The organism is Halopseudomonas formosensis (assembly GCF_900115905.1).
Taxonomy (GTDB): domain Bacteria; phylum Pseudomonadota; class Gammaproteobacteria; order Pseudomonadales; family Pseudomonadaceae; genus Halopseudomonas; species Halopseudomonas formosensis.
Genome location: NZ_FOYD01000011.1, coordinates 55,635 through 78,429, shown reverse-complemented (window position 1 = coordinate 78,429; position 22,795 = coordinate 55,635). Strand labels below are relative to the sequence as shown.

General features: G+C 64.8%; 24 protein-coding genes and 2 pseudogenes. 10 read left to right on the top strand and 16 right to left on the bottom strand.

Annotation, left to right across the window (positions count from 1 at the left end):
• Positions 1 to 2: 2 nt before the first annotated feature.
• Genes argB through coaBC form a run of 4 tightly spaced genes read right to left on the bottom strand, consistent with a single transcriptional unit; the run spans position 3 to position 5,138 of the window.
• Entirely contained in the window at positions 3 to 905 is a 903-nt protein-coding gene (argB, locus tag BM046_RS13660; RefSeq protein ID WP_090540412.1) for an acetylglutamate kinase, read from the bottom strand.
• 19 nt (positions 906 to 924) lie between these two features.
• Entirely contained in the window at positions 925 to 3,426 is a 2,502-nt protein-coding gene (locus BM046_RS16550) for a phosphomannomutase/phosphoglucomutase (protein WP_143084201.1), read from the bottom strand.
• Positions 3,427 to 3,458: 32 nt separating this feature from the next.
• On the bottom strand, positions 3,459 to 3,914 hold the full coding sequence (gene dut, locus BM046_RS13650) for a dUTP diphosphatase (RefSeq protein ID WP_090540409.1): 456 nt from the start codon (positions 3,912 to 3,914) through the stop codon (positions 3,459 to 3,461).
• A gap of 9 nt (positions 3,915 to 3,923) precedes the next feature.
• Entirely contained in the window at positions 3,924 to 5,138 is a 1,215-nt protein-coding gene (coaBC, locus tag BM046_RS13645) for a bifunctional phosphopantothenoylcysteine decarboxylase/phosphopantothenate--cysteine ligase CoaBC (protein WP_090540407.1), read from the bottom strand.
• Positions 5,139 to 5,311: 173 nt separating this feature from the next.
• On the opposite strand from coaBC, the gene radC reads away from it, so the two are divergent.
• The 3 genes from radC (at position 5,312) to rpmG (ending at position 6,577) form a co-directional block, all read left to right on the top strand.
• The gene (gene radC, locus BM046_RS13640; protein WP_090540405.1) at positions 5,312 to 5,986 is read left to right on the top strand and encodes a RadC family protein; all 675 of its coding nucleotides are present in this window, start codon (positions 5,312 to 5,314) and stop codon (positions 5,984 to 5,986) included.
• Between the two features lie 187 nt (positions 5,987 to 6,173).
• Entirely contained in the window at positions 6,174 to 6,410 is a 237-nt protein-coding gene (rpmB, locus tag BM046_RS13635) for a 50S ribosomal protein L28 (RefSeq protein ID WP_090540403.1), read from the top strand.
• 11 nt (positions 6,411 to 6,421) lie between these two features.
• Entirely contained in the window at positions 6,422 to 6,577 is a 156-nt protein-coding gene (rpmG, locus tag BM046_RS13630; RefSeq protein WP_003177274.1) for a 50S ribosomal protein L33, read from the top strand.
• Positions 6,578 to 7,105: 528 nt separating this feature from the next.
• On the opposite strand, the gene polA is transcribed toward rpmG, so the two are convergent.
• A complete protein-coding gene (gene polA, locus BM046_RS13625) occupies positions 7,106 to 9,850 on the bottom strand; it encodes a DNA polymerase I (protein WP_090540401.1) in 2,745 nt (914 codons plus the stop codon).
• Positions 9,851 to 9,925: 75 nt separating this feature from the next.
• Between polA and BM046_RS13620 the strand changes: the two genes are divergently transcribed.
• Positions 9,926 to 10,213 (top strand): DUF2782 domain-containing protein, encoded by a 288-nt coding sequence (locus BM046_RS13620; RefSeq protein ID WP_090540399.1) that lies wholly within the window; start codon positions 9,926 to 9,928, stop codon positions 10,211 to 10,213.
• A gap of 9 nt (positions 10,214 to 10,222) precedes the next feature.
• Entirely contained in the window at positions 10,223 to 11,176 is a 954-nt protein-coding gene (locus BM046_RS13615) for a homoserine kinase (RefSeq protein ID WP_090540397.1), read from the top strand.
• Positions 11,177 to 11,272: 96 nt separating this feature from the next.
• Here BM046_RS13615 and BM046_RS13610 read toward each other — a convergent pair.
• Positions 11,273 to 11,497, bottom strand: a pseudogene (locus BM046_RS13610) (NADH:flavin oxidoreductase/NADH oxidase); the annotation flags it as partial.
• On the opposite strand from BM046_RS13610, the pseudogene BM046_RS13605 reads away from it, so the two are divergent.
• Positions 11,498 to 11,701 (top strand): annotated as a pseudogene (locus tag BM046_RS13605) (ArsR/SmtB family transcription factor); the annotation flags it as partial.
• A gap of 14 nt (positions 11,702 to 11,715) precedes the next feature.
• On the opposite strand, the gene znuA reads toward BM046_RS13605, so the two are convergent.
• Positions 11,716 to 12,651 carry a zinc ABC transporter substrate-binding protein ZnuA gene (gene znuA, locus BM046_RS13600; RefSeq protein WP_090540395.1) on the bottom strand — a complete coding sequence of 312 codons (936 nt, stop codon included), beginning with the start codon at positions 12,649 to 12,651 and terminating at the stop codon, positions 11,716 to 11,718.
• A gap of 67 nt (positions 12,652 to 12,718) precedes the next feature.
• On the opposite strand from znuA, the gene BM046_RS13595 reads away from it, so the two are divergent.
• From BM046_RS13595 to znuB, 3 genes are read left to right on the top strand one after another with little or no spacing between them, the layout of a single operon-like run.
• A complete protein-coding gene (locus tag BM046_RS13595) occupies positions 12,719 to 13,213 on the top strand; it encodes a Fur family transcriptional regulator (RefSeq protein WP_090540393.1) in 495 nt (164 codons plus the stop codon).
• Entirely contained in the window at positions 13,210 to 13,986 is a 777-nt protein-coding gene (znuC, locus tag BM046_RS13590; protein WP_090540391.1) for a zinc ABC transporter ATP-binding protein ZnuC, read from the top strand. The genes BM046_RS13595 and znuC overlap by 4 nt, the downstream gene beginning before the upstream one ends.
• Positions 13,979 to 14,764 (top strand): zinc ABC transporter permease subunit ZnuB, encoded by a 786-nt coding sequence (znuB, locus tag BM046_RS13585; RefSeq protein WP_090540390.1) that lies wholly within the window; start codon positions 13,979 to 13,981, stop codon positions 14,762 to 14,764. Before znuC ends, znuB begins: the two co-directional genes overlap by 8 nt.
• A 46-nt stretch (positions 14,765 to 14,810) precedes the next feature.
• On the opposite strand, the gene bfr is transcribed toward znuB, so the two are convergent.
• The 6 genes from bfr to BM046_RS13555 form a co-directional block, all read right to left on the bottom strand.
• Positions 14,811 to 15,275, bottom strand: coding sequence for a bacterioferritin (gene bfr, locus BM046_RS13580; RefSeq protein WP_090540387.1), 465 nt, complete (start codon positions 15,273 to 15,275; stop codon positions 14,811 to 14,813).
• 144 nt (positions 15,276 to 15,419) lie between these two features.
• The gene (locus tag BM046_RS13575) at positions 15,420 to 16,058 is read right to left on the bottom strand and encodes an SCO family protein (RefSeq protein ID WP_407046227.1); all 639 of its coding nucleotides are present in this window, start codon (positions 16,056 to 16,058) and stop codon (positions 15,420 to 15,422) included.
• The gene (cyoE, locus tag BM046_RS13570; protein WP_090540385.1) at positions 16,049 to 16,948 is read right to left on the bottom strand and encodes a heme o synthase; all 900 of its coding nucleotides are present in this window, start codon (positions 16,946 to 16,948) and stop codon (positions 16,049 to 16,051) included. Before cyoE ends, BM046_RS13575 begins: the two co-directional genes overlap by 10 nt.
• Before the next feature lie 95 nt (positions 16,949 to 17,043).
• Positions 17,044 to 18,075: a COX15/CtaA family protein gene (locus tag BM046_RS13565; RefSeq protein WP_090540444.1), complete on the bottom strand. Its 1,032-nt coding sequence runs from the start codon at positions 18,073 to 18,075 to the stop codon at positions 17,044 to 17,046.
• A 5-nt stretch (positions 18,076 to 18,080) separates the two neighbouring features.
• On the bottom strand, positions 18,081 to 18,668 hold the full coding sequence (locus BM046_RS13560) for a hypothetical protein (RefSeq protein ID WP_090540383.1): 588 nt from the start codon (positions 18,666 to 18,668) through the stop codon (positions 18,081 to 18,083).
• Positions 18,661 to 19,419, bottom strand: a complete 759-nt coding sequence (locus tag BM046_RS13555; RefSeq protein WP_090540440.1) for an SURF1 family protein — start codon at positions 19,417 to 19,419, stop codon at positions 18,661 to 18,663. The genes BM046_RS13560 and BM046_RS13555 overlap by 8 nt, the downstream gene beginning before the upstream one ends.
• A 67-nt stretch (positions 19,420 to 19,486) precedes the next feature.
• Between BM046_RS13555 and BM046_RS13550 the strand changes: the two genes are divergently transcribed.
• Positions 19,487 to 19,696: a DUF2909 domain-containing protein gene (locus BM046_RS13550; protein ID WP_090540380.1), complete on the top strand. Its 210-nt coding sequence runs from the start codon at positions 19,487 to 19,489 to the stop codon at positions 19,694 to 19,696.
• 13 nt (positions 19,697 to 19,709) lie between these two features.
• Here the strand turns inward: BM046_RS13550 and BM046_RS13545 are convergent, their stop codons facing one another.
• Genes BM046_RS13545 through ctaD form a run of 3 tightly spaced genes read right to left on the bottom strand, consistent with a single transcriptional unit; the run spans position 19,710 to position 22,794 of the window.
• A complete protein-coding gene (locus tag BM046_RS13545) occupies positions 19,710 to 20,606 on the bottom strand; it encodes a cytochrome c oxidase subunit 3 (RefSeq protein ID WP_090540375.1) in 897 nt (298 codons plus the stop codon).
• 28 nt (positions 20,607 to 20,634) lie between these two features.
• A complete protein-coding gene (locus BM046_RS13540) occupies positions 20,635 to 21,204 on the bottom strand; it encodes a cytochrome c oxidase assembly protein (RefSeq protein WP_090540373.1) in 570 nt (189 codons plus the stop codon).
• A gap of 9 nt (positions 21,205 to 21,213) precedes the next feature.
• The gene (ctaD, locus tag BM046_RS13535; RefSeq protein WP_090540371.1) at positions 21,214 to 22,794 is read right to left on the bottom strand and encodes a cytochrome c oxidase subunit I; all 1,581 of its coding nucleotides are present in this window, start codon (positions 22,792 to 22,794) and stop codon (positions 21,214 to 21,216) included.
• Position 22,795: the final 1 nt, after the last annotated feature.

Here is a 22,795-nt window from a genome sequence, read left to right as displayed (position 1 = left end):
GATCAATCCTGTTGTTGATTGGTAATCAGGGTGCCGACACCGGTATCGGTGAAGACTTCCAGCAGAACCGCGTTGGGCACCCGGCCGTCGACGATGATGGCACTGCCCACGCCACCCTGAACGGCATCCAGGGCGCAGCGAATTTTCGGCAGCATGCCGCCATAGATGGTGCCATCGGCGATCAGCTCGTCGACCTGGGCGGTGCTCAGGCCGGTGAGCACGTTGCCTTCCTTGTCCATCAGGCCGGCGATGTTGGTGAGCAGCATCAGCTTCTCGGCCTTCAGCGCTTCGGCCACCTTGCCGGCAACAAGATCGGCATTGATGTTGTAGGACTTGCCGTCCTCGCCCACGCCGATGGGGGCGATGACCGGGATAAAATCGTCGGAAATCAGCCGGTTGATCAGGTTGACGTTGACCTCGGTGACTTCACCCACGTGGCCGATGTCGATGATCTCCGGCTTGTCCATGCCCGGGGTGCGACGGCTGACCTTGAGCTTGCGCGCACGGATCAGGTTGGCGTCCTTGCCGGTCAGGCCCAGGGCCTGGCCGCCATGCTGGTTGATCAGGTTGACGATGTTCTTGTTCACCTGACCGCCGAGCACCATCTCCACCACATCCATGGTGGCGCTGTCGGTGACGCGCATGCCCTCGATGAACTCGCTGGCAATGTTCAGCCGCTTGAGCAGGTCACCGATCTGGGGACCGCCGCCGTGCACCACCACAGGGTTGATGCCGACAGTCTTCATCAGCACGATATCCTTGGCGAAGCTGGCCTGCAGCTCCTCGCTTTCCATCGCGTTGCCGCCGTACTTGATGACGATGGTCTTGCCGGTGAAGCGCTGGATATAGGGCAGCGCTTCGGTGAGGATGCGCGAGACCTGGGTGGCGGCGTCACGATTGAGCATGGTGATTTTCAACTCCTGATTACAGGTTGTTCAGTTCAAGGTCAGGGGCCACGGCGGCCAGCTGATCACGGAATTGGTGGCGGATACGCTCCAGCCCGGCGGCGTCCTCGGCCTCGAAGCGCAGCACCAGCACCGGTGTGGTGTTGGAGGCGCGTACCAGGCCCCAGCTGTCAGGGTAGTCGACGCGGATGCCGTCGATCCCGGTGACCCGGGCATCCTCGCCCCAGTCAGCATTCTTCTGCAGGGCCTCGATCAGCGCGAACTTGCGCTGCTCGCCCACCTCCAGATTGATCTCCGGGGTGTTCCAGCCCGCCGGATGGCGGCTGAACAGGCCGGTGGTCTGTTCCGCATCGCCGCTGAGAATGGACACCAGCTCCAGCAGGCGGCAGGCGGCGTACAGACCGTCATCGAAACCGTACCAGCGCTCCTGGAAGAACAGGTGGCCGCTCATCTCGCCGCCGAACAGGGCGCCGACTTCCTGCATCTTGGCCTTGATCATCGAATGACCGGACTTCCACATCACCGGACGTCCGCCCAGCTGGCTGATCAGCTGCGGCAGGCGGCGGGTGCACTTGACGTCGAATACGATGTCCGCGCCCGGGTTGCGGGTCACTATGTCCTCGGCAAACAGCATCAGCAGGCGGTCGGCACAGATGATCTCGCCGCTGGCGGTGACCACGCCGAGTCGATCGGCATCACCGTCGAAGGCCAGGCCCAGTTCGGCGCCGTGCTGGCGTACCATTTCGATCAGGTCCTGCAGGTTCTCTGCCTTGCCCGGGTCCGGATGGTGGTTGGGGAAGTGCCCGTCCACCTCGCAGTACAGCGGTATCACCTCGCAACCCAGCTGCTCGAGCAGGGTCTGGGCGACCACGCCGCCGACACCGTTGCCGCAATCCACCACCACCTTGAGCGGGCGGGTCAGCAGCACGTCATCAACGATGCGCTGGCAGTAGCTGTCGAGTATGTCCAGTGCGGTGCAGCTGCCCTGACCCTCATGCAGGCGATCCTGCTGCAGGCGCTGGTGCAATCCGGCAATGCGCTCACCGGACAGGGTCTGACCGGCGATGACGATCTTCAGGCCATTGTAATCCGGCGGGTTGTGGCTGCCGGTGAGCATCACCCCCGAACTGGCCTTGGTGGTATGGGTGGCGTAGTAGAGTACCGGCGTGGGCACCATGCCCAGATCCAGTACCTGGCAGCCACTGTCGCACAGGCCGCGGATCAGCTCGACCATCAGCTCGGGGCCGGACAGACGCCCGTCCCGGGCGACGGCCACCTGCGGCTGGCCGGCATCGAGGGATTCGCTGCCGATGGCGCGGCCCAGCCAGTAGACATATTCCGGGGTGAGGGTACGACCGACCACGCCACGGATGTCATAGGCGCGGAAGATCTCCGCCGGCAGCTCGGGCCTGCCGCCGGTGAATGCCGCCGGCTCCTCGAGAAAATCGATATCCAGCACATCGTCCAGGGGGGGCAGCTCCTCCACCGCCAGCGGCTCGGCGTCCGGTGCGGCGGCCCTGGTCTGTACCGGTGGGGCCGGCTCGCGTGCGGGGCTGGCCTGGCGGGTACCGTTCTGGCTGGCCAGCTGCATGATGCGCTGGGCTACCGGCTCCAGTGGGCCGAGGGCCAGTCCGGCGGCCTTGTGGCCGCGGGTCAGTTGCTCCAGGGTCTCGGCGTCGGCGGCCAGGGCGCGTTCCCAGATCCGCTGCAGGTACAGCAGGCTGGCCAGTGCGCCGGCCAGGGCCAGCAGTATCGCGCCGGCCAGCCACAGGGGGTTGGGGGCTCCGGCAGCCATGGCCTGGCCATCCTGGAAGCTGATCTTCCAATGGGGGTTGTCGGTATTCAGGCGTACCTCGGTCCCCTGGCCATGACCTGTGTGATACAGGATCTGCTCCGGCCCACTGGGAAACTGCTGGATCAGCCTGACCTGGCCGGCGTCGCTGGGCAGCTGCGGCAGGGCGCCGGTCAGGCGTTGCAGATCGAAGATCGCCAGCAGGGTGCCGGCAACCGGTGCCTGGGGCGAGCTGCGCAGGGGTTTGACCATATACAGCAGCCAGGCGCTGCCGACCTGCTGGGCTTCGGCAGGGACTGCCTGGCCCCGCTCGGCGCGGCGGATCATGTCCAGTGCGGCGAAGTTGACCGGTGCGCTGGCATCCTCGACCAGATCGGCTCTGCCGGGGAGATGCACATGGACTGCCAGGGCGTCACCCAGCAGCTCGCGCAGCAGTTGCGCCTGGCGGGCCTCGTCGCCCCGCTGCAGCGACGTCTGCAGTCGCGGGCTGGCCGCCAGTTGCGTCAGGTCCGCATCCAGCCGTGCCAGTGTGCGGTTGAGGCCACTCTGCTGCTGGCTGACGTAGGCCTGGCTGAGGCCCTGGCGATAGCGCTCCGCCGCCGGGGCAAACACCAGCAGCCAGAGCAGCGCCAGGGCAGCGGCCAGCCCGGCGAGCATCAGCAGCAGCGGGACCAGGGTGTCGGGCAGATTGCGCGGCTGGCGCCTGAGCGAGGGAGTCTTCAGCTTCATTTCGGGTGTGCCTCCTTGCATGATCCGGAAATTCAGTGACTGCCGGTGTGGCCGAAACCGCCTGCGCCGCGCTGGCTGTCGTCGAAGGCATCGACCACCTCCAGACGGGCCTGGACCACGGGGACCAGCACCAGCTGGGCGATGCGCTCGCCGGGTTCTATGGTGAAGCTGGCGTGTCCGCGGTTCCACACCGAGACCATCAGCTCACCCTGGTAATCGGAATCGATCAGACCCACCAGGTTGCCCAGCACTATGCCGTGCTTGTGGCCCAGTCCGGAGCGCGGCAGGATCATCGCCGCCAGGCCCGGATCGGCGATGTGGATGGCCAGGCCGGTGGGCAGCAGATGGGTCTGACCCGGCTCCAGGATCAGCGGTGCATCCAGCATGGCGCGCAGGTCCAGCCCGGCGGAACCCTCTGTCGCATAGGTGGGCAGCGGCCATTGTTGACCAAGGCGGGGGTCGAGAATCCGGGCTTGCAGTGCGTGCATGGTACGTCCTCAGGCTGGTGGATTAAGGTGCTGGGCGATGCGGGCAATGATCTGGCGCGCGAGCTTCTGCTTGCTGGCCTGCGGCAGGGGCTGGGGCGTCAGGCTGCGGTCGATCAGGGTGACGGCGTTGTCATCGGAGTTGAAGCCGATATCGGCCTGGCTGACATCGTTGGCCACGATCAGATCGAGATTCTTGCGAGTCAGCTTGTCGCTGGCGTAGCCCAGCACATCGTCGGTCTCGGCGGCAAAACCCACGCAGTAGGCCGGGCGCCGGGCGTGGGTGGCCAGAGTGGCAAGGATGTCCGGGTTGCGTACCAGGTGCAGGGTCATGCCATCCTCGCGGGTGGTGTCCTTCTTCAGCTTGCCGGGCGCGCACTGCGCCGGCCGGTAGTCGGCTACCGCCGCCGAGGCGATGAACAGATCCGCCGGCAGCGCCTGCTCGCAGGCGGCCAGCATCTCGACTGCGGTAGTCACGTCGATACGCTGGACCCGAGGCGGGGTCGGCAGGTTGACCGGGCCGGCCACCAGGGTCACCCGGGCACCGGCTTCGGCCGCCGCCTCGGCCAGGGCAAAGCCCATCTTGCCGGAGCTATGATTGGAAATGTAGCGCACCGGATCGATCGCCTCCCGTGTGGGACCGGCATTGATCAGTACGTGCCGCCCGCTGAGCAGCCCCAGCTCGAAACATTCGGCGCAGCGCATGGCCAGCTCCACCGGCTCGAGCATCCGCCCGGGGCCGACGTCGCCACAGGCCTGCTCGCCGGCGGCCGGGCCGAACACGCGGAAGCCGCGTTGCAGCAGGGTCTCGAGATTGGCCTGGGTCGCCGGATCGTGCCACATGGCCTGATTCATCGCCGGGGCCAGGGCGATGCTGGCGTCGGTGGCCAGTACCAGCGTGGTCAGCAGATCATCGCCGCGTCCGGTTGCCAGACGTGCCATCAAATCGGCGGTGGCCGGGGCGATCAGTACCAGATCCGCCCAGCGGGCCAGCTCGATGTGGCCCATGGCGGCTTCGGCAGCCGGGTCCAGCAGGTCGCCGTGTACCGGGTTGCCGGACAGTGCCTGCAGGGTCAGGGGGGTGATGAACTCGTGGGCGGCCCGGGTCATCACCACCCGCACCTGGGCTCCGGCATCCTTCAGCCGGCGCACCAGTTCGGCACTTTTATAGGCAGCAATACCGCCACTGATTCCCAGAACCACCTGCTTGTTCAACAACCGCTGCATCATAGACTCCAGAACGCCCGGCAAATGGCGCTAACGATAACATATGGCGACCCGGTCACGCCCCTTCCATGGATGGCTGGCCCGAGGCCCCTGGGATCCATATACTCCGGCCCCGGATTGCACGGTAGGGTGGTACGTGCCTGGCTGTACAAGCTATGCAAGGAGCACACCACATGCCCATCACCGATTGGCCGGCGGCCGAGCGCCCCCGGGAAAAACTGCTCATTCAGGGCGCCGGCGCCCTGTCCGATGCCGAGCTGCTGGCGATCTTCCTGCGTACCGGGGTGCCCGGCTGCAGTGCGGTGGACCTGGCGCGCCAGTTACTGTCCAGTTTCGGCAGTCTGCGCGCCCTGCTGCAGGCGGAGCAGAAGCAGTTCTGCAGCCGACCGGGGCTCGGGCCGGCCAAATATGCGCAGCTGCAGGCCGTCATGGAAATGGCCCGCAGGCACCTGTTCGAGGAGCTCAAGCGCGGCGATGCCCTGACGTCTCCCGGTGCGGTGCGCAACTTTCTGCGCAGTCAGCTGGCCGCGCTGCCCCACGAGGTCTTTGCCTGCCTCTATCTGGACAACCAGCACCGGGTGATCGCCTTCGAGGAGTTGTTCCGCGGTACGCTGGACAGCGCCAGCGTCTACCCCCGGGAGGTGATCAAGCGCGCCCTGGCGCACAATGCCGCTGCGCTGATCCTGACTCACAACCATCCGTCGGGTGTGTCCGAGCCGAGTCAGGCGGATCTGCTGCTGACCCGTCGGCTCAAGGAGTCGCTGGCGCTGGTGGATATCCGCGTGCTGGACCATCTGGTGGTCGGCGACGGGGAGCCGGTATCCTTTGCCGAACGTGGTCTTTTGTAGCTCTGCGGACAGAAAAATAATTGATTGGTGCTTCGCATTTTGGTATAAAGCTCCGCTCTTCTCGGGGCTGCACCTGTAGATCTGCTCCTTACAGTGATGCGCGAAGGCTTGCCCCGGCTGGACAACAGTTTCTTATTTACGACTTCCAACCAGTTCGGGTTGGGCAAGTGGTTGGAGAGGGTTAACCATGTCTCGAGTATGTCAAGTGACCGGCAAGGGTCCGGTGACTGGGAACAATGTTTCCCACGCTAACAACAAAACCAAGCGTCGTTTTCTGCCTAACCTGCAGTACCATCGTTTCTGGGTAGAATCCGAAAAGCGTTTCGTCCGTCTGCGCACTTCCGCCAAGGGCATGCGTATCATCGACAAGCGTGGTATCGACGCCGTTCTGGCTGATATCCGCGGTCGCGGCATCAAGGTTTAAGGAGCAGCCCCATGCGTGAATTGATTCGTCTGATCTCCTCTGCCGGTACTGGTCACTTCTACACTACCGACAAGAACAAGCGTACTACTCCCGACAAGATCGAAATCAAGAAGTACGATCCGGTTGTACGCAAGCACGTGATCTACAAGGAAGGCAAGATCAAGTAAGATCTCGCTCTTTCTGCCAGAAAACCCGCCTTATCGGCGGGTTTTTTGTTTTCTGTGGCTTGTGGCTTGTGGCTTGTGGCTTGTGACTGTGAGTGGCTGTGGTCTGGTGCATGGCCGAGGCGGGTATGACCCATTGCCGGACCTATGGATGGCCTGCTGACCTTGGTTTGGCTGATGGTTTGGCAGGCAGTATTGGTGTTTGTTGCGGGTCAAGTGCGGTAGGCAGGGCCGTGCCGACACGCCGTGAATACGTCCCTGTAGGCTCGCGGTTTTCATCCCTGAAAACCGACGGTCGGCACAACCCTGCCTCCCGCGCTCTCCTGTTACCGACCACGCCGCTGTTGGTTCTAAAACCATCAGCAGCCACGATGATATGTACCTGCGCCCTGATCGGCCTGTCCGTGACCGTTTGATGTCAGGGATGACATCAACGAGCCCACAGGGACGTGTTTACGGCGTGTCACGGATAGGCCGGTCAGGGTGCAGGCGGCTCGCACGAATAACCGCAAGCCTACAGAGCACGGGCGCTCAGTGCGCCTCATCCCAGTTATCGCCTACACCGGTTTCCACCAGCAGTGGTACATCGAGGCTGGCGGCGGCGCTCATGCGCTGCTGCAGGCCGGTGCTGACCTGGTCGATAAGGTCTTCGCGGACCTCCAGTACCAGTTCGTCGTGAACCTGCATCACTACCCGGGCATCCAGGCCGGAGTCCTGCAACCAGGCATCCACCTCGATCATGGCGCGCTTGATGATGTCTGCTGCGGTGCCCTGCATGGGCGCGTTGATCGCGGTGCGTTCGGCACCCTTGCGCATGGCCTGGTTCTTCGAATGGATCTCCGGCAGGTACAGGCGGCGGCCGAACAGGGTCTCGACGTAACCCTTGTCCGCAGCCTGGGCGCGGGTGTTCTCCATGTAGCGCAGCACGCCCGGGTAGCGGGCGAAGTAGCGGTCGATATAGTCCTGGGACTGCTTGCGATCGACACCGATCTGCTTGGCCAGGCCGAAGGCGCTCATGCCGTAGATCAGGCCGAAGTTGATCGCCTTGGCACTGCGCCGCTGGTCGGCGGTGACCTCCTCCAGCGATACGCCGAACACCTCGGCGGCGGTGGCGCGGTGCACGTCCAGACCCTGGCGGAAGGCATCGAGCAGGCCCTCGTCCTGGGCCAGGTGGGCCATGATGCGCAGCTCGATCTGCGAATAGTCCGCGGCCATGATGCGGTAGCCCGCGGGGGCGATGAAGGCCTGGCGGATGCGCCGCCCTTCGGCGGTGCGGATCGGGATGTTCTGCAGGTTCGGGTCCGAGGAGGACAGCCGGCCGGTGGCGGTGACCGCCTGATGGTAACTGGTGTGGATACGGCCGGTGCGCGGGTTGATCTGCTCCGGCAGGCGGTCGGTGTAGGTGCTCTTGAGCTTGCTCAGGGTGCGGTGCTGCATGATCACCTGGGGCAGGGCGTGACCCTGGTCGGCCAGCTCGGCCAGTACCGATTCGGCGGTGGAGGGCTGGCCCTTGGCGGTCTTGGCCAGCACCGGCAGGCCCTGCTTCTCGTAGAGAATGGCGCACAGTTGCTTGGGTGAGCCGAGGTTGAACTCCTCACCGGCCAGCTCGAAGGCCTGGCGCTCCAGCGCGACCATCTTCTCGCCCAGCTCGCGGCTGTGCTCGCCCAGCAGGCGCGCGTCAACCAGGGTCCCGGTGCGCTCGATCCGTGCCAGCACCGGCATCAGCGGCATCTCGATATCCCGGAACACGCTGGCCAGCGCGCCGGTTTCCTCCAGGCGGGGCCAGAGTGTGCGATGCAGGCGCAGGGTGATGTCGGCGTCCTCGGCGGCGTAGGGTGCGGCCTGCTCCAGGGCGATCTGGTCGAAGGTCAGCTGTTTCGCGCCCTTGCCGGCGATGTCCTCGAAGCGGGTGGTGCCTGTGCCCAGGTACTTCAGTGCCAGGCTGTCCATATCGTGACGGGTGGCGGTGGAGTCCAGGACGTAGGATTCGAGCATGCTGTCAAAGGCCACGCCGCGCACTTCGACGCCATAGTGGGCCAGTACGTTGATGTCGTACTTGGCGTTCTGTGCCAGCTTGGGTCGGGCGGGGTCCTCCAGCAGCGGCTTGAGCTGGGCCAGCACCTGATCCCGATCCAGCTGCTGGGGCACGCCCATGTAGCTGTGGGCCAGCGGCACATAGGCCGCTCTGTGCGGCTCCACGGCAAAGGACACGCCGACCAGCTCGGCCTGCTGGGCATACTGGCTGGTGGTTTCGGTATCGAAGGCGAACAGCGGGGCTTCGCGCAGCTGCTGCAGCCAGTGGTCCAGACGCTGCTGATCAAGGATGGTTTCGTACTCGGCCTCTACCGCCGGGGTCTGATCGACGGTCTCGACGCTGTCACCGGCGGCCTTGGCCTCGCGCAGCAGCTCGTCCAGCCAGGCCTTGAATTCGAGGCTGCGGTACAGTTCGATCAGGGCATCGCGATCCGGGGTGCCGGGCATCAGCTCGCCGACCTTCACGTCCAGTTCGCAGTCGACCTTGATGGTTGCCAGCTGGCGCGACAGGTAGGCCATGTCCCGGTGCTCGAGCAGCTTCTCCGGCAGCTTCTTCGCGCCGCGGATGGGCAGTTCCGGCACCTTGTCGAGATTGGCGTAGATCACATCCATGTTGCCGCCCAGCCCGGTCAGCAGGCCCAGCGCGGTCTTCTCGCCAACCCCGGGCACGCCGGGGATGTTGTCGACCTTGTCCCCCATCAGTGCCAGGTAGTCGATGATCAGCTCCGGGCCGACACCGAACTTTTCATGCACGCCGGCCACATCCAGTACGGTGCCGGTCATGGTGTTGACCAGGGTGACATGTTCGTCCACCAGCTGGGCCATGTCCTTGTCCCCGGTGGAAATCACCACCGGGCAGCCGGCCTCGGCGCTGTGTCGGGCCAGGGTGCCGATCACGTCATCGGCCTCCACCCCTTCGACGCACAAAAGCGGCAGGCCCAGGGCGCGCACGCAGGCGTGCAGCGGCTCGACCTGGGCGCGCAGGTCATCGGGCATGGGCGGGCGGTGGGACTTGTAGTTTTCGAACAGGGCATCCCGGAAGGTCGGGCCCTTGGCATCGAAGACCACGGCAAAGGGGCTGTCCGGATACTGCTTGCGCAGACTCTTGAGCATGTTCAGCACGCCCTTGACCGCCCCGGTGGGCATGCCGGTGGAGGTGGTCAGCGGCGGCAGTGCGTGGAAGGCCCGGTACAGATAGGAGGAGCCATCAACCAGAACCAGGGGGGCAATTGAGTCAGTCATGCGTCAGGTCAGCGTTTCCAGAGTAAAAGAGGCTAGAATGACAGCAACGTCATCCCACTGAAGGACAAGGTTAACATGACACGCTTAATTGGCTGCGGATTGGCTGCACTCTTGCTGCTGGGCAGCATGCACTCGGTGGCGCAGGAGCCGCCCCTGACCGGCGAGCCCGAGGTAACCATTCGCCAGGAAGGCGACAAGACCGTGGAGGAATACCGCATCAACGGCTTCCTCTACGCGATCAAGATCACGCCGAAGAACGGTGCGCCCTATTTCCTGGTGGCGGTGGATGACGATGGCAACTTCACCCGGGCCGACTCGCCCAGCGGCATGCGCATCCCCTCCTGGAAGATCTTCGAGTGGTAGGAAGCGGCCATGTCGGTATTCACGCCGGTCTCTGCTGCTGAGCTCGAAGCCTTTCTCCTGGGGTTCGACCTCGGGCGGCTGATCGACTACAGCGGCATTGCCGGCGGAGCCGAAAACAGCAACTTCTTCGTCACTACCGAGCGCGGCGAGTACGTTCTGACCCTGATCGAACGCGGCTCGGTGGATGAGCTGCCTTTCATGGTGGCGCTGCTCGATCACCTGCATCAGGCGGGGTTACCGGTGCCTTACGCCCTGCGCGACCGGCAGGGCCAGGCACTGCATCGGCTCAATGGCCGCCCGGCGTTGCTGCAACCCCGTCTGCCGGGTCGTCATCCGGGCGAGGTCGATACCAGCCATTGTCATGCGCTGGGCCAGATGCTGGCCAGGCTGCATCTGGAGACCGAAGGTACCGACCTGCAGCGGCGCAGTGATCGCGGGCTGGATTGGATGGCCGAGCAGGCCAGCGCACTGCAGGCGCGCAGTGATGAGGAGGCACGCATACTGCTGGGTGAGCTGCTGCCGATGGTCGAGCGCCTGCGCGCGCGGCGTCCGGCGTTGCCGGAGGCAGTACTGCACGCAGACCTGTTCCGCGACAATGTCCTGTTCGAGGGGCACCACCTGACGGGGCTGATCGACTTTCACAATGCCTTTCGCGGCTGGGCGCTGTATGACGTGGCGATCTGCGTCAATGACTGGGCTCTGGCGGAGCAGGGCGGACTGGACGGGCGGCGGGCCGAGGCGCTGCTGGCCGGCTATGCCGCCGTGCGGCGCTTCACCGCGCTGGAAGCCGAGCTCTGGCCGGACCTGCTGCGGGTGGCGGCGCTGCGCTTCTGGCTGTCACGCCAGCTGGCTGCCGAGCAGCATGCCGGCCACAGCGGCGTCCTGATCAAGGACCCGCAGCACTTCCGTGCGCTGCTGGTACACCACCGCCAGGTGACGGTGGGCTTGCCGCTGGCCCTGTGATCTGACTGCGTCTTTTCAGGTACGCAAGCGGGTAATCAGCAGGCTGCGATGCTGAGGATCAGCACCTGCCCGATCGCCGGACAGGGCAGACTACGCTCAGTATCGTTCCAGCCAGTGGCCGTAGGGGGCCGGCAGGGTCCAGGAGGCCAGGTCGACCTTGAGCTCCCGGGCGGCATGATAGGCCCAGTGCGGGTTGGCCAGATGAGCCTTGCCGACCATCACCAGATCCAGTTGTCCGTCCCGGACCACCTGCTCGGCGATGTGCGGCTCGCCGAAGCCCCAGGCCGAGGACACTGGAATGCCGACTTCCTGCCGCATCCGCTGGCCGAGGTACCCGAGGCCAGTTGTGGCGAGCTCGACGGCGGTCGGCCCAAGTCCAGCATGTCGCATCACTTCCGGGTGCTGCGCGATGCCGGCCTGGTGTGTACTTACGCAGTGGGCACCACGCGCATGAATTCCCTGCGCGCGGAGGAGATGGAGAGCCGCTTTCCGGGACTGCTTGCAGCCATATTGGGTACTCGCTGACAGCGGGGCGGTAGTCAGAGGTCCTGCAGGCAGGCCGCGAGGTTCTCACCCAGCTGTGTCAGCAGTGCTTCATAACCGTTCGCGTCCACCGGCACCGCGATTCCCAGCGGATCCAGTTCGGCGGTCCGGACGCTGAGACCGCTGGTCAGCGCGGCAATGCGCTCAGTCGGGAACTGCGGCTCGCGGAATATGCAGCTCGACCCGGCGTCGGTCAGGGTGGCACGCAGACGCTGCACGTGCTGGGCACCGGGCTGGATTTCCGCGGACAGGCTGAACACTCCGCGCGGCCGCAGACCGACACTGTCTTCCAGATAGCCATAGGCGTCGTGGAACACGAAATACGGGCGGCCGGCCAGGGGCTGCAGCTGCTGCTCCAGGCGCTGCTGCAACTGCTCCAGCCGTTGATCCAGGGCCTCGGCATTGGCCAGCAGGGTGGCAGCATGGCCGGGGAACAGCTCGGCCAGGTCCTCGGCCATCCAGCGGGCCAGCGCACGAGCATTGTCGGTGGACAGCCAGATATGGGCGTCCAGGGTGCCGGGGGCGTGATCATGATCATCATGGTCGTGGTCGTGCGCATGGTGATCATGGTGCCCATGGCCGTGCTCGTCCTCCTCTCCGAAACGACGCAGCATCAGGCCCGGCACCTGATCCAGCCGCCGGGCTGAGGGCTGACTTTCCAGTAGGCGCTGCAGGAAGCGCTCGAGGTCCGGACCTACCCAGTAGATCCGGTCGGCGTTGGCCAGCAGGCGCCGATCCGAGGGGCGCAGGGCATAGTTGTGGGGCGAGGCGGCCGGTGGCAGCAATACCTCGGGGACCGCGATGCCGTCCAGTACCGCCGCGGCAATCAGCTGCAGCGGCTTGACGGTGGTGACCACGGTGGGGCCGGCGGCCATGGCGGCTGAGGGAAGCAGGGCAAGCCCGCATAGCAGGGCGAGCAGGAAATGACGCATGGTGATGATACCTTGAAGCAGAATTGTTATATGATAACAGTCAGTATCCGTACGGGAACAGATCCGCATGAATAAAATCACCTCGCTGGTGGCAGCGCCCTGCCAGCATGATCACGCGCAGTGTGTCAGCGATGCCCTGGCGGCCGCGGAGCAGGTCTGCGAGCGGGCCGGCGTACGCCTGACCACGTTGCGTCGGCGTGTGCTGGAGCTGGTATGGCAGAGTCACCGTCCCATGGGCGCCTATGATCTGCTGGATATCCTGGCCCGTGAGGACGACCGGCGTCCGGCACCACCTACCGTCTACCGCGCCCTGGACTTCCTGCAGGAACAGGGACTGGTGCACCGCATTGCCTCACTGAACGCCTTCATCGGCTGCGCCAGTCCGGAGCATGTGCATCAGGGCCACTTCCTCATCTGCCGCAACTGCCGGGTAGCCTTCGAGCTGGACCAGTCGCTGATTCAGCCGGCCATCAGCAAGGTCGCCGAGCAGCTGGGCTTTACCGTGGAGTCCGAGACGGTGGAGATCGCCGGACTCTGTACCCGCTGCCGGGAGGCTGCATGAGCGATATTCTGCTCAGCCTGGATCGGGTGGGCCTGCGGCGCCATGGCAATGCGATTCTGGACAACATCAGTCTGCAGGTACGCCGGGGCGAAATCGTCACCCTGATCGGTCCCAACGGGGCCGGCAAGACCAGCCTGGTACGCATCGTCCTGGGTCTGCTGGCCGCCGACAGTGGCCGGGTCGAGCGCCAGCCGCGGCTGCGCATCGGCTATATGCCGCAGAAACTGCAGATTGATGCGACCCTGCCGCTGAATGTGCTGCGCTTTCTGCTGCTGGCCCCGGGCGTCAGCCGTGAGGCGGCCCTTCGAGCGCTGGAGGAGGTGGGTGCCGGATATCTCGCCCAGCGTCCGCTGCAGCAGGTGTCCGGCGGGGAGCAGCAGCGTATCCTGCTGGCCCGCGCCCTGCTGCGCCACCCCGATCTGCTGGTGCTCGACGAGCCGGTGCAGGGGGTGGATGTCAACGGGCAGATAGAGCTGTACCAGCTGATCACCCGGCTGCGTGACCGCTACGGTTGCGGCGTGCTCATGGTGTCCCATGACCTGCATCTGGTCATGGCGACCACCAACACCGTGGTCTGCCTGAACCGGCATGTCTGCTGTTCCGGCCGACCCGAACAGGTCAGCGCCGATCCGGCCTTCATCGCCCTGTTCGGCGAGCAGGCCAGCGCATTGGCGGTATACAACCACCAGCATGATCACAGCCACGACATGCACGGCGAAGTCATCGACGCGCCCCACCAGCACCCGGACGGATCACCCTGCAACCATGCCTGACTTTCTTCTCTACGCTCTGATTGCCGGCCTCGGGCTGGCGCTGGTGGCGGGCCCGCTGGGTTCCTTTGTGGTATGGCGGCGCATGGCCTATTTCGGTGACACCCTGGCGCACTCGGCGCTGCTGGGGGTGGCACTGGGCATGCTGCTGCAGATCAATCTCACTCTGGCGGTGACTGTCGGTTGCGTGCTGCTGGCGGTGTTGCTGGTGGCCATGCAGAACCGCAAATGGCTGGCCAGTGACACCCTGCTGGGCATTCTCGCGCACAGCACCCTGTCGCTGGGGCTGGTGGTGCTGGCGCTGACCGAAAGCGTGCGGGTCGACCTGCTGGCCTACCTGTTCGGTGATCTGCTGGCGATTACCCGCGGTGATCTGGCATGGATGCTCGGTGGGCTGGCCATCGTCATGGTTCTGCTGGCCTGGCTGTGGCGGCCGCTGCTGTCGGTGACCGTGCACGAGGAGCTGGCCCGGGTCGAGGGGCTGCCGGTCAGCGGCATACGCCTGGCGCTGATGCTGCTGATCGCCATCGTCATCGCCGTGGCCATGAAGGTGGTGGGGGTGCTGCTGATCACGTCGCTGCTGATCATTCCGCCGGCGGCGGCCCAGCGCCATGCCCGCACGCCGGAGCAGATGGCGCTGGGCGCCAGTGCACTGGGCTGTCTGGCGGTGCTGGGCGGCCTGGCGCTGTCCTGGAATCTGGACACCCCGGCCGGCCCCTCCATAGTGGTCAGTGCCGCGGGGTTGTTCATGCTGTCGTTGCTGGTGCCGCGACGGCAGTAAGGGGGAGAAAACTGCAGCGGCCCGGGATGGGCCGCCGGGCTGGGCGTCAGATCTGCGCCTGCAGATAGTTCTCCAGGCCGATCAGCTTGATCAGGCCCAGCTGCTTCTCCAGCCAGTAGGCGTGATCTTCCTCGGTGTCCTTGAGCTGGGTGACCAGGATGTCACGACTGCCGTAGTCGCCGTGCTGCTCGCACAGGGCGATGCCCCGGGCCAGCGCTTCGCGCACGTGGTATTCCAGCTTGAGATCGGCTTCGAGCATGTCCGGCACCGTATAACCGGGCTGGATGGCCACCGGGCGCATATCCGGGGTGCCGCCGAGAAACAGGACGCGGCGCAGCAGGGCGTCGGCGTGCTCGGTTTCCTCTTCCATCTCGTGATTGATGCGCTCGTACAGCTTGCTGTAACCCATGTCCTCGTACAGGCGCGAGTGCAGGAAGTACTGATCGCGGGCGCCGAGCTCGCCACGCAGCAACTCGTTCAGGTAGTTGATGATATCCGGATGCCCTTGCATGGCGCGCCACCTCGGTTGACTGGTAGTGAACTGGACGGCCCATTGTGCCCAAAGGCGCAGCGCATGGCCAGCAAACAAGCTGAAAATGTCAGCGATAACAAGGCGTTATCAGAGCCATATGGCAAACCGTAAGCAGAGCAATTCTCAGTCGCCAGCGTCCATGATGCGCGGCAGCAACTGACCCAGCTGCTCCGGTCGCAGCGGCGGGCGGATGAACCCGACGTAGCGCCCCCGGGGATCTATGATCACCACCTGACCGCTGTGGTCGACCAGATAGTTGTCCTGGCTGGTGTCGGGCTCGATATAGGCCACCGACAGCGCCTGGGCCAGGTCGGCCAGCTGGTCGGGTTCACCCGTGGCCCCGGCAAAACCGGCATCGAAGAATGCCAGATAGCTGCGCAGCTGCTCGGGGGTATCCCGGTTGGGGTCCACGCTGATCATGGTGACCTGCAGCTGGTCGCGCAGCTGTTCAGGCAGATTCAGGCTCAGCTGGCGCAGCTCGGCCATGGTGGTCGGACAGATGTCGGGGCAGAAGGTATAGCCGAAGAACAGCAGGTTCCATTGCCCCTCGAGATCCGTTCGGCCCCAGCCTTCGCCCCTGTCGGAGGTAAGGCGGACATCCGGTACCGGTCGCGGCGCATCGAACAGGTAGACCCCCGCCTCGGTGAGCTGCGCCTCGCTCAGCGGCGCCGGCCGCAGCACCTTGTTGACCGTCGCCCCCACTACCAGGGCAATGACCGCCACCGTAGCGATGACGGTTTTCTGCACACCACTCAGAGCCATCCGGCTACTCCCGCGTAATGATCCACCAGCAGGGCAACGAACAGCCACAGCAGGTACCAGAGCGAAAACTTGAAGGTCCTGATCGCCGCATGCTTGCGGCTGTCGCGGTACAGTGCCCAGGCCCAGTCGATGAAGCGCAGGCCCAGTGCGATTGCCGCGATCAGGTACAGCGGGCCGCTCATGTGGATGACATAGGGCAGCAGGCTGACCGCAAACAGGATAAAGGTATACAGCAGGATATGCAGCTTGGTGTACTGCTCACCGTGGGTTACCGGCAGCATGGGAATATCCACCTTGGCGTATTCGGCCTTGCGGTGGATGGCCAGCGCCCAGAAGTGCGGCGGCGTCCAGGCGAAGATGATCAGCACCAGCAGCAGGGCCTCGGCATCCACCCGACCGGTGACGGCGGTCCAGCCCAGCAGCGGCGGCGCGGCGCCGGCCAGCCCGCCGATAACGATGTTCTGCGGCGTGGCGCGCTTGAGGAAGGAGGTGTAGATCACCGCATAGCCGAGCAGGGAGCCCAGGGTCAGCCAGGCGGTCAGGGCGTTGATCCACAGCAGCAGTATGGCCATGCCGGCCACCCCGAGCACCAGAGCAAAGAGCAGGGCATGCAGCGGATGCACCCGGCCCTGGGCCAGCGGCCGGCGCTGGGTGCGCGCCATGTGGATATCGATGCGGCGGTCCACCACATGATTGATGGCCGCCGCCGAGCCGGCGCACAGGGCAATGCCCAGATTGCCCAGCAGCAGTACCGACCAGGGGATGGCCCCCGGGGTGGACAGCAGCATGCCGATCGCCGAGGTGATGATCATCAGCGCCACCACCCGGGGCTTGGTCAGTTCCAGGTAGTCGCGCCAGCTGGCCGTTGCGGTTCTGGTCAAGGTCGTCATGGATATCCCCTTTGCGCTTCGGGCGCTTGTTATTATGTGTCCGCCTGTGGCAGTGCTGTTCAGTATGGCCCGGGTTTATCGGTTGTGCCGGGATTTCATCCCGGCGTCCAGTGTCCGACCGCTGCGCTGCTCCGGCGGTTCACCTTGATGCTGGCCGGGCGCACCCGGTAGTTCACCAGCACCAGGCTCAGCAGCAGCAGGGCGCCTACCGCATTGTGGGCCACGGCCACGGCCAGCGGCAGGTGCGCCAGCACGTTGGTAATGCCCAGGCCGACCTGGGTCAGCAGCACCAGGGTCAGCCCGGCGGCAGTAGCAGTCAGCCCGGCGCGGTACAGACGCCAGGCCAGCAGCAGGGTGATCAGCAGGGTGACCACTGCGCCCATCCTGTGGGTGAAGTGGATGGCGGTGCGACCCTCGCCATAGAGCATGCCGCCCAGGTAGTTGGGGCCGATCTCCTGAAAGATGTTGAAACCGGCGGCAAAATCCATGTCCGGCCACCACTCGCCGTGACAGGTGGGCAGGTCGACGCAGGCCACAGCGGCATAGTTGCTGCTGACCCAGCCGCCCAGGGCGATCTGGCAGATCACCACCAGCAGGGTGGCCCTGGCCAGCGGCCGCAGCGCTGTCAGCCCCACGTCGGCTGGGAAGCGTCCCGACAGCCGCAGACTCAGCAGAAACAGCAGACTCAGGGTGGCGAAGCCGCCCAGCAGGTGTGCCGTGACCACCTGGGGCCAGAGCTTCAGGGTGACGGTCCACATGCCGAACAGGGCCTGGCAGATGACCAGCGCCAGCAGACCCAGGGGCAGTTTCAGCGGGTAGCCGTCCCGGCCGCGCTGCTTCAGCGCCAGCAGGGCCAGACCCAGTATGGTCAGGCCCAGCAGGCCGGCGGCGTAGCGGTGAATCATCTCTGCCCAGGCCTTGAAGCTTTCCACTGGTGCCTCGGGAAAGCGCAGCTGGGCCAGTTCCAGTGCGGTATCGCTGCGCGGCACGCTGAGAAATCCGTAGCAGCCGGGCCAGTCCGGGCAGCCCAGGCCCGCATGTACCAGACGGGTATAGGCGCCGAGGATTACCACGACAAGGCCCAGCGCCAGGGCCGCCAATGCAAATACAAAACCGGGTTTACGCATGATCATCAGCCTATCTTGGACAGTTTCAGCAGGCGCCGCAGGTCATCGAGCAGGTGCTTGCCCGGGTTCGCCGGATCACGATGCAGCACCACCCGCCCAAGGGGGTCTACCAGCCACAGCTGCGGTCCGACACGCCAGTCCGGCGCATGGGCCTCCAGACTGCTTTCATAGGCCCGCCTGTCCAGCGGCAGCTGCTGCAGGCGCGGGTAGTCCCGCTCGAGGCGATGGGCCAGTTCGCCAGGCAGGGCCAGTCCCACGGCCAGAGCGTGCTCCACCCGATCAGCCTCTCGCCCGGTGGCGACGTGGATCTGCCGCGCCTCGTGCACCAGAGTCAGGCAGGCCTCGTCGCAGCCCGCCGGTGCGGTGACCAGCAGGCGCCAGGGGGCACCGTAGCCGACGGGCTCCACCGGCACCTGCCAGTCGCTCACGCTCAGCGCCGGGTCCACCAGGGAGGAATGGTTGGTCTGTGACTGCGGGATGCCGATCTGCAGTTTCACCATCAGCCAGGCCACCAGGATAGGGCCTATCACCACGGCGAGCAGCGCCAGCAGCTTCAGCTGGCCCCGCGGTTTGACGGAGTGCTGTTCAGTCATGCTCATCATTGTTGTTGTTTCCCCCGGAGACGGGCCGGTGGTATCCGGCCCAGAAAAACAGTGCCAGCAGTGCTGCGGCCATGGTGAACCACTGTACCGCATAGCCGGTGTGCTTGCTGGGGCTCATTGACAGTGCCGGCCACTCCAGCCGCAGTGCTGCGGCGCTGCCGGGCTGCAGGCGGGCGATCAGGGGCGGCGGGTCGAGGTCGAGGTGGCCGGCCAGCACCGCCGGATCCAGCTGGGTAATCAGGCGCGGCCAGCCCTGGGTGCTGGCGCCGCGCAGGCGGAAACCGGGTTCGGCCTCGGCAACGACTTCGGCCTCCAGCTGCAGCAGACCTGCGGCGGTAGGGACGCCGGGCAAGTGGCGCCGATCCGGCCACGGCAGCCAGCCGCGGTTGATGATCAGGGGCTGGTCGCCCGGGTGGGCGTGGAACAGCTGCAGTACCTCGACACCGGCCTGGCCGTTGCGGGTCCGGTTATCCAGCAGCCAGATGTACCCGGGATCGAACTGTCCGGTCAGTTGCAGCCTGCGCCAGGCCGGATCCCGGGTGGTGGAGATGTCCTCCAGTGCCAGAGGCGGAGCCTCCCGGCGCTGCTCCATGCGCGTCTGCAGCTCGCGTTTCTGCTCGGCGCGATCCAGCTGCCAGAATCCCAGGGCGAGCAGTATCGGCAGAAAGCCCAGGGTAAACAGCCACAACGGCCAGCCGGGCGCAAAGCGCCGTGGCGATTGATCAGCCCCGGTGTCGGGCATCACACGCTCCATGTCGGATATCCATGTCTATACTGCAGTGCATTCCGGGGTAAGGGGGGTTGTGTTCATGTGGTTGAAAATCGTCATTCTCGTTCTCTTGACCGCGATTGTGGTCAGCCTGTTCAGTGGCGCCTTCTTTTTGCGTGATGCGGGCTCCGGTCGCCAGCTGTTCAGCGCCCTGGCTCTGCGCATCAGTCTCACCGTGGTGGTCATGCTGCTGATCGCCTGGGGGCTCTGGTCAGGGCAGCTGCAGTGGGGCGCCCCCTGGCTGCACTGACCAGCGCAATGGGTCAGAGCACGTAGACGAAGATGAACAGCGCCACCCAGACCACATCGACGAAGTGCCAGTACCAGGCGGCGGCCTCGAAGCCGAAGTGGTTCTCCGGGGTAAAGTGACCCTTGTACACGCGGATCAGCATCACTGTCAGGATGATCGCGCCCATGGTCACGTGGAAGCCGTGAAAGCCCGTGAGCATGAAGAAGGTCGACCCGTAGATCCCCGATTTCAGGGTCAGCCCCAGATCCCGGTAGGCGTGGGCATATTCGGCCAGCTGCAGACCGAGGAAGATCACCCCCAGCACCACCGTCAGCAGCAGCCAGTTCTGCAGCGCCTTGCGCTTGCCGGCTCGCAGGGCATGGTGCGCCAGGGTCAGGGTCACGCTGGAGCTGACCAGCAGCAGCGTGTTGATCAGCGGCAGCTGCCAGGGGCTGATGGTTTCATGCGGGCCGGGGAAGCGTGACGGATCGGGGTTGTTCACCAGCGGCCAGGAGAAATTGAATTCCGGCCAGAGGATGCTCGAGGAGCCCTTTTCGCCGATGCCGTCCAGCCAGGGGCCGGCGAAGGTGCGCACATAGAACAGGGCGCCGAAGAAGGCGGCGAAGAACATCACCTCGGAGAAGATGAACCAGGTCATGCCCATGCGGAACGACCTATCCATCTGGCTGCTGTACAGGCCCTGACGGCTTTCCTTGATGACGTTGCCGAACCAGCCGAAGAACATCCACACCAGCAGCAGCAGGCCGGCAAAGAGGATGTACTGGCCGGGCGCCGCGCCCGAGCCGCTGCTCAGGCCATTCATCAGGGTGCCGGCGCCGAACACCGATACCAGCAGGGCAATGGAGCCGACGATCGGCCACTTGCTCTGTTCCGGCACATAATAGATTTCGTGCTTCTCAGGACTCGCCATCTGTTGTTCTCCTTATCGGCAGTCGCGATTAATTGCTGTGCATTGCAGTCAGCCCCAGGCTGGGCGCCATGCGTTCGGTTACATCGAACAGCGTATAGGCCAGAGTGAGTCGCCGAACGTCCTTCGGCAGGGCCGGATCCACTATGAAGCGCACCGGCATCTCCACGCTCTCCCCGGGTTGCAGCACCTGCTGGGTGAAGCAGAAGCATTCGGTCTTGTGGAAATACGCCGCCGCCCGGGACGGCGCGACGCTGGGTATGGCCTGGGCCACCATCACCCGATCGGTGGGATTGTGGGCGAGGAAATGGACGGTACGGGTTTCCCCGGGGTGCATCAGGATTTCCTCGTCCTGCGGGCCGAAGCGCCAGCGCATGCCCTCGGCATTGCTGGCCAGGAACTGCACGCGGACCTCGCGCTGCAGGTCCACGCTCTGCGCCGAGCCCTGCCAGGCCGAGCCGGCGGTCTTGCCATTGATGCCGAAGGCCTGACACATCACGTCGTAGATCGGCACCAGCAGGAAGCCGAAGGCAAACATGCCCACGACCAGCAGCAGCAGGCGCTTGACCAGTTTGCCGGTGCTCAGACCTTCGTCATGCATGGCAGCCTCCTATTTCACTTCCGGCGGGGTGCTGAAGGTGTGGTAGGGCGCCGGTGACGGCACTGTCCACTCCAGACCCTCCGCCCCGTCCCAGGGCTTGGCCGGAGCGGGTTTGCCGCCGCGGATGGTCTTGATCACTATGTACAGGAACAGCAGCTGGGTGGCGCCGAACATGAAGGCGCCGATGGATGACACCATGTTGAAGTTGGCGAACATCATGTTGTAGTCCGGAATCCGCCGGGGCATGCCGGCCAGCCCGACGAAGTGCATCGGGAAGAACGCCAGGTTCATGCCGATGAAGCTCATCCAGAAGTGGGTCTTGGCCAGCACTTCGTCATACATGTGGCCGGTCCACTTCGGCAGCCAGTAGTAGGCCGAGGCGAAGATGCCGAAGATGGCGCCGGGTACCAGCACATAGTGGAAGTGCGCCACCACGAAGTAGGTGTCGTGGTACTGGTAGTCCGCCGGGGCGATGGCCAGCATCAGCCCGGAGAAGCCGCCGATGGTGAACAGGATGACGAAGGCCACGGCGAACAGCATGGGCGCCTCGAAGCTCAGCGAGCCGCGGAACATGGTGGTCGCCCAGTTGAACACCTTCACCCCGGTGGGCACGGCGATCAGCATGGTGGCGTACATGAAGAACAGCTGGCCGGTCAGCGGGATGCCGACGGTGAACATGTGGTGCGCCCAGACCGCGAAGGACAGGAAGGCAATGGCGCCGGTGGCGTAGACCATGGAGGTATAGCCGAACAGCGGTTTGCGCGAGAACGCCGGGATGATCATGCTCACCGCGCCGAAGGCCGGCAGGATCATGATGTACACCTCGGGGTGGCCGAAGAACCAGAACACATGCTGGAACAGCACCGGGTCACCACCGCCGGCGGCGCTGAAGAAACTGGTGCCGAAGTGGATATCCATCAGCATCATGGTCACCACACCGGCCAGCACCGGCATTACCGCGATCAGCAGGAAGGCGGTGATCAGCCAGGTCCAGGCGAACATCGGCATCTTCATCAGGGTCATGCCCGGGGCGCGCATGTTGAGGATGGTGGCGATGATGTTGATCGCCCCCATGATCGAACTGATGCCCGCCAGGTGGATGGCGAAGATGAAGAAGGTGGTGCTCTGCGGTCCGTAGGTGGTGGACAGCGGCGCATAGAAGGTCCAGCCGAAGTTGGGTGCGCCGCCCTCCATGAACAGGGTCGAGACCAGCAGGCCGAAGGCTGCCGGCAGCAGCCAGAAGCTGAAGTTGTTCATCCGTGGCAGGGCCATGTCCGGTGCGCCTATCATCAGCGGCACCATCCAGTTGGCCAGGCCGACGAAGGCCGGCATTACCGCGCCGAACACCATGATCAGCCCGTGCATGGTGGTCATCTGGTTGAAGAAGTTCGGGTCCACCAGTTGCAGTCCCGGCTGGAACAGCTCGGCCCGGATGACCATGGCCAGGGTGCCGCCGAGCAGGAACATGGCAAAGCTGAACCACAGGTACATCGAGCCGATGTCCTTGTGGTTGGTGGTCAGTACCCAGCGCATCAGGCCCTTGGCCGGACCGTGGGCATGGTCAGTGTGATGATCGATCACTGCGCTCATG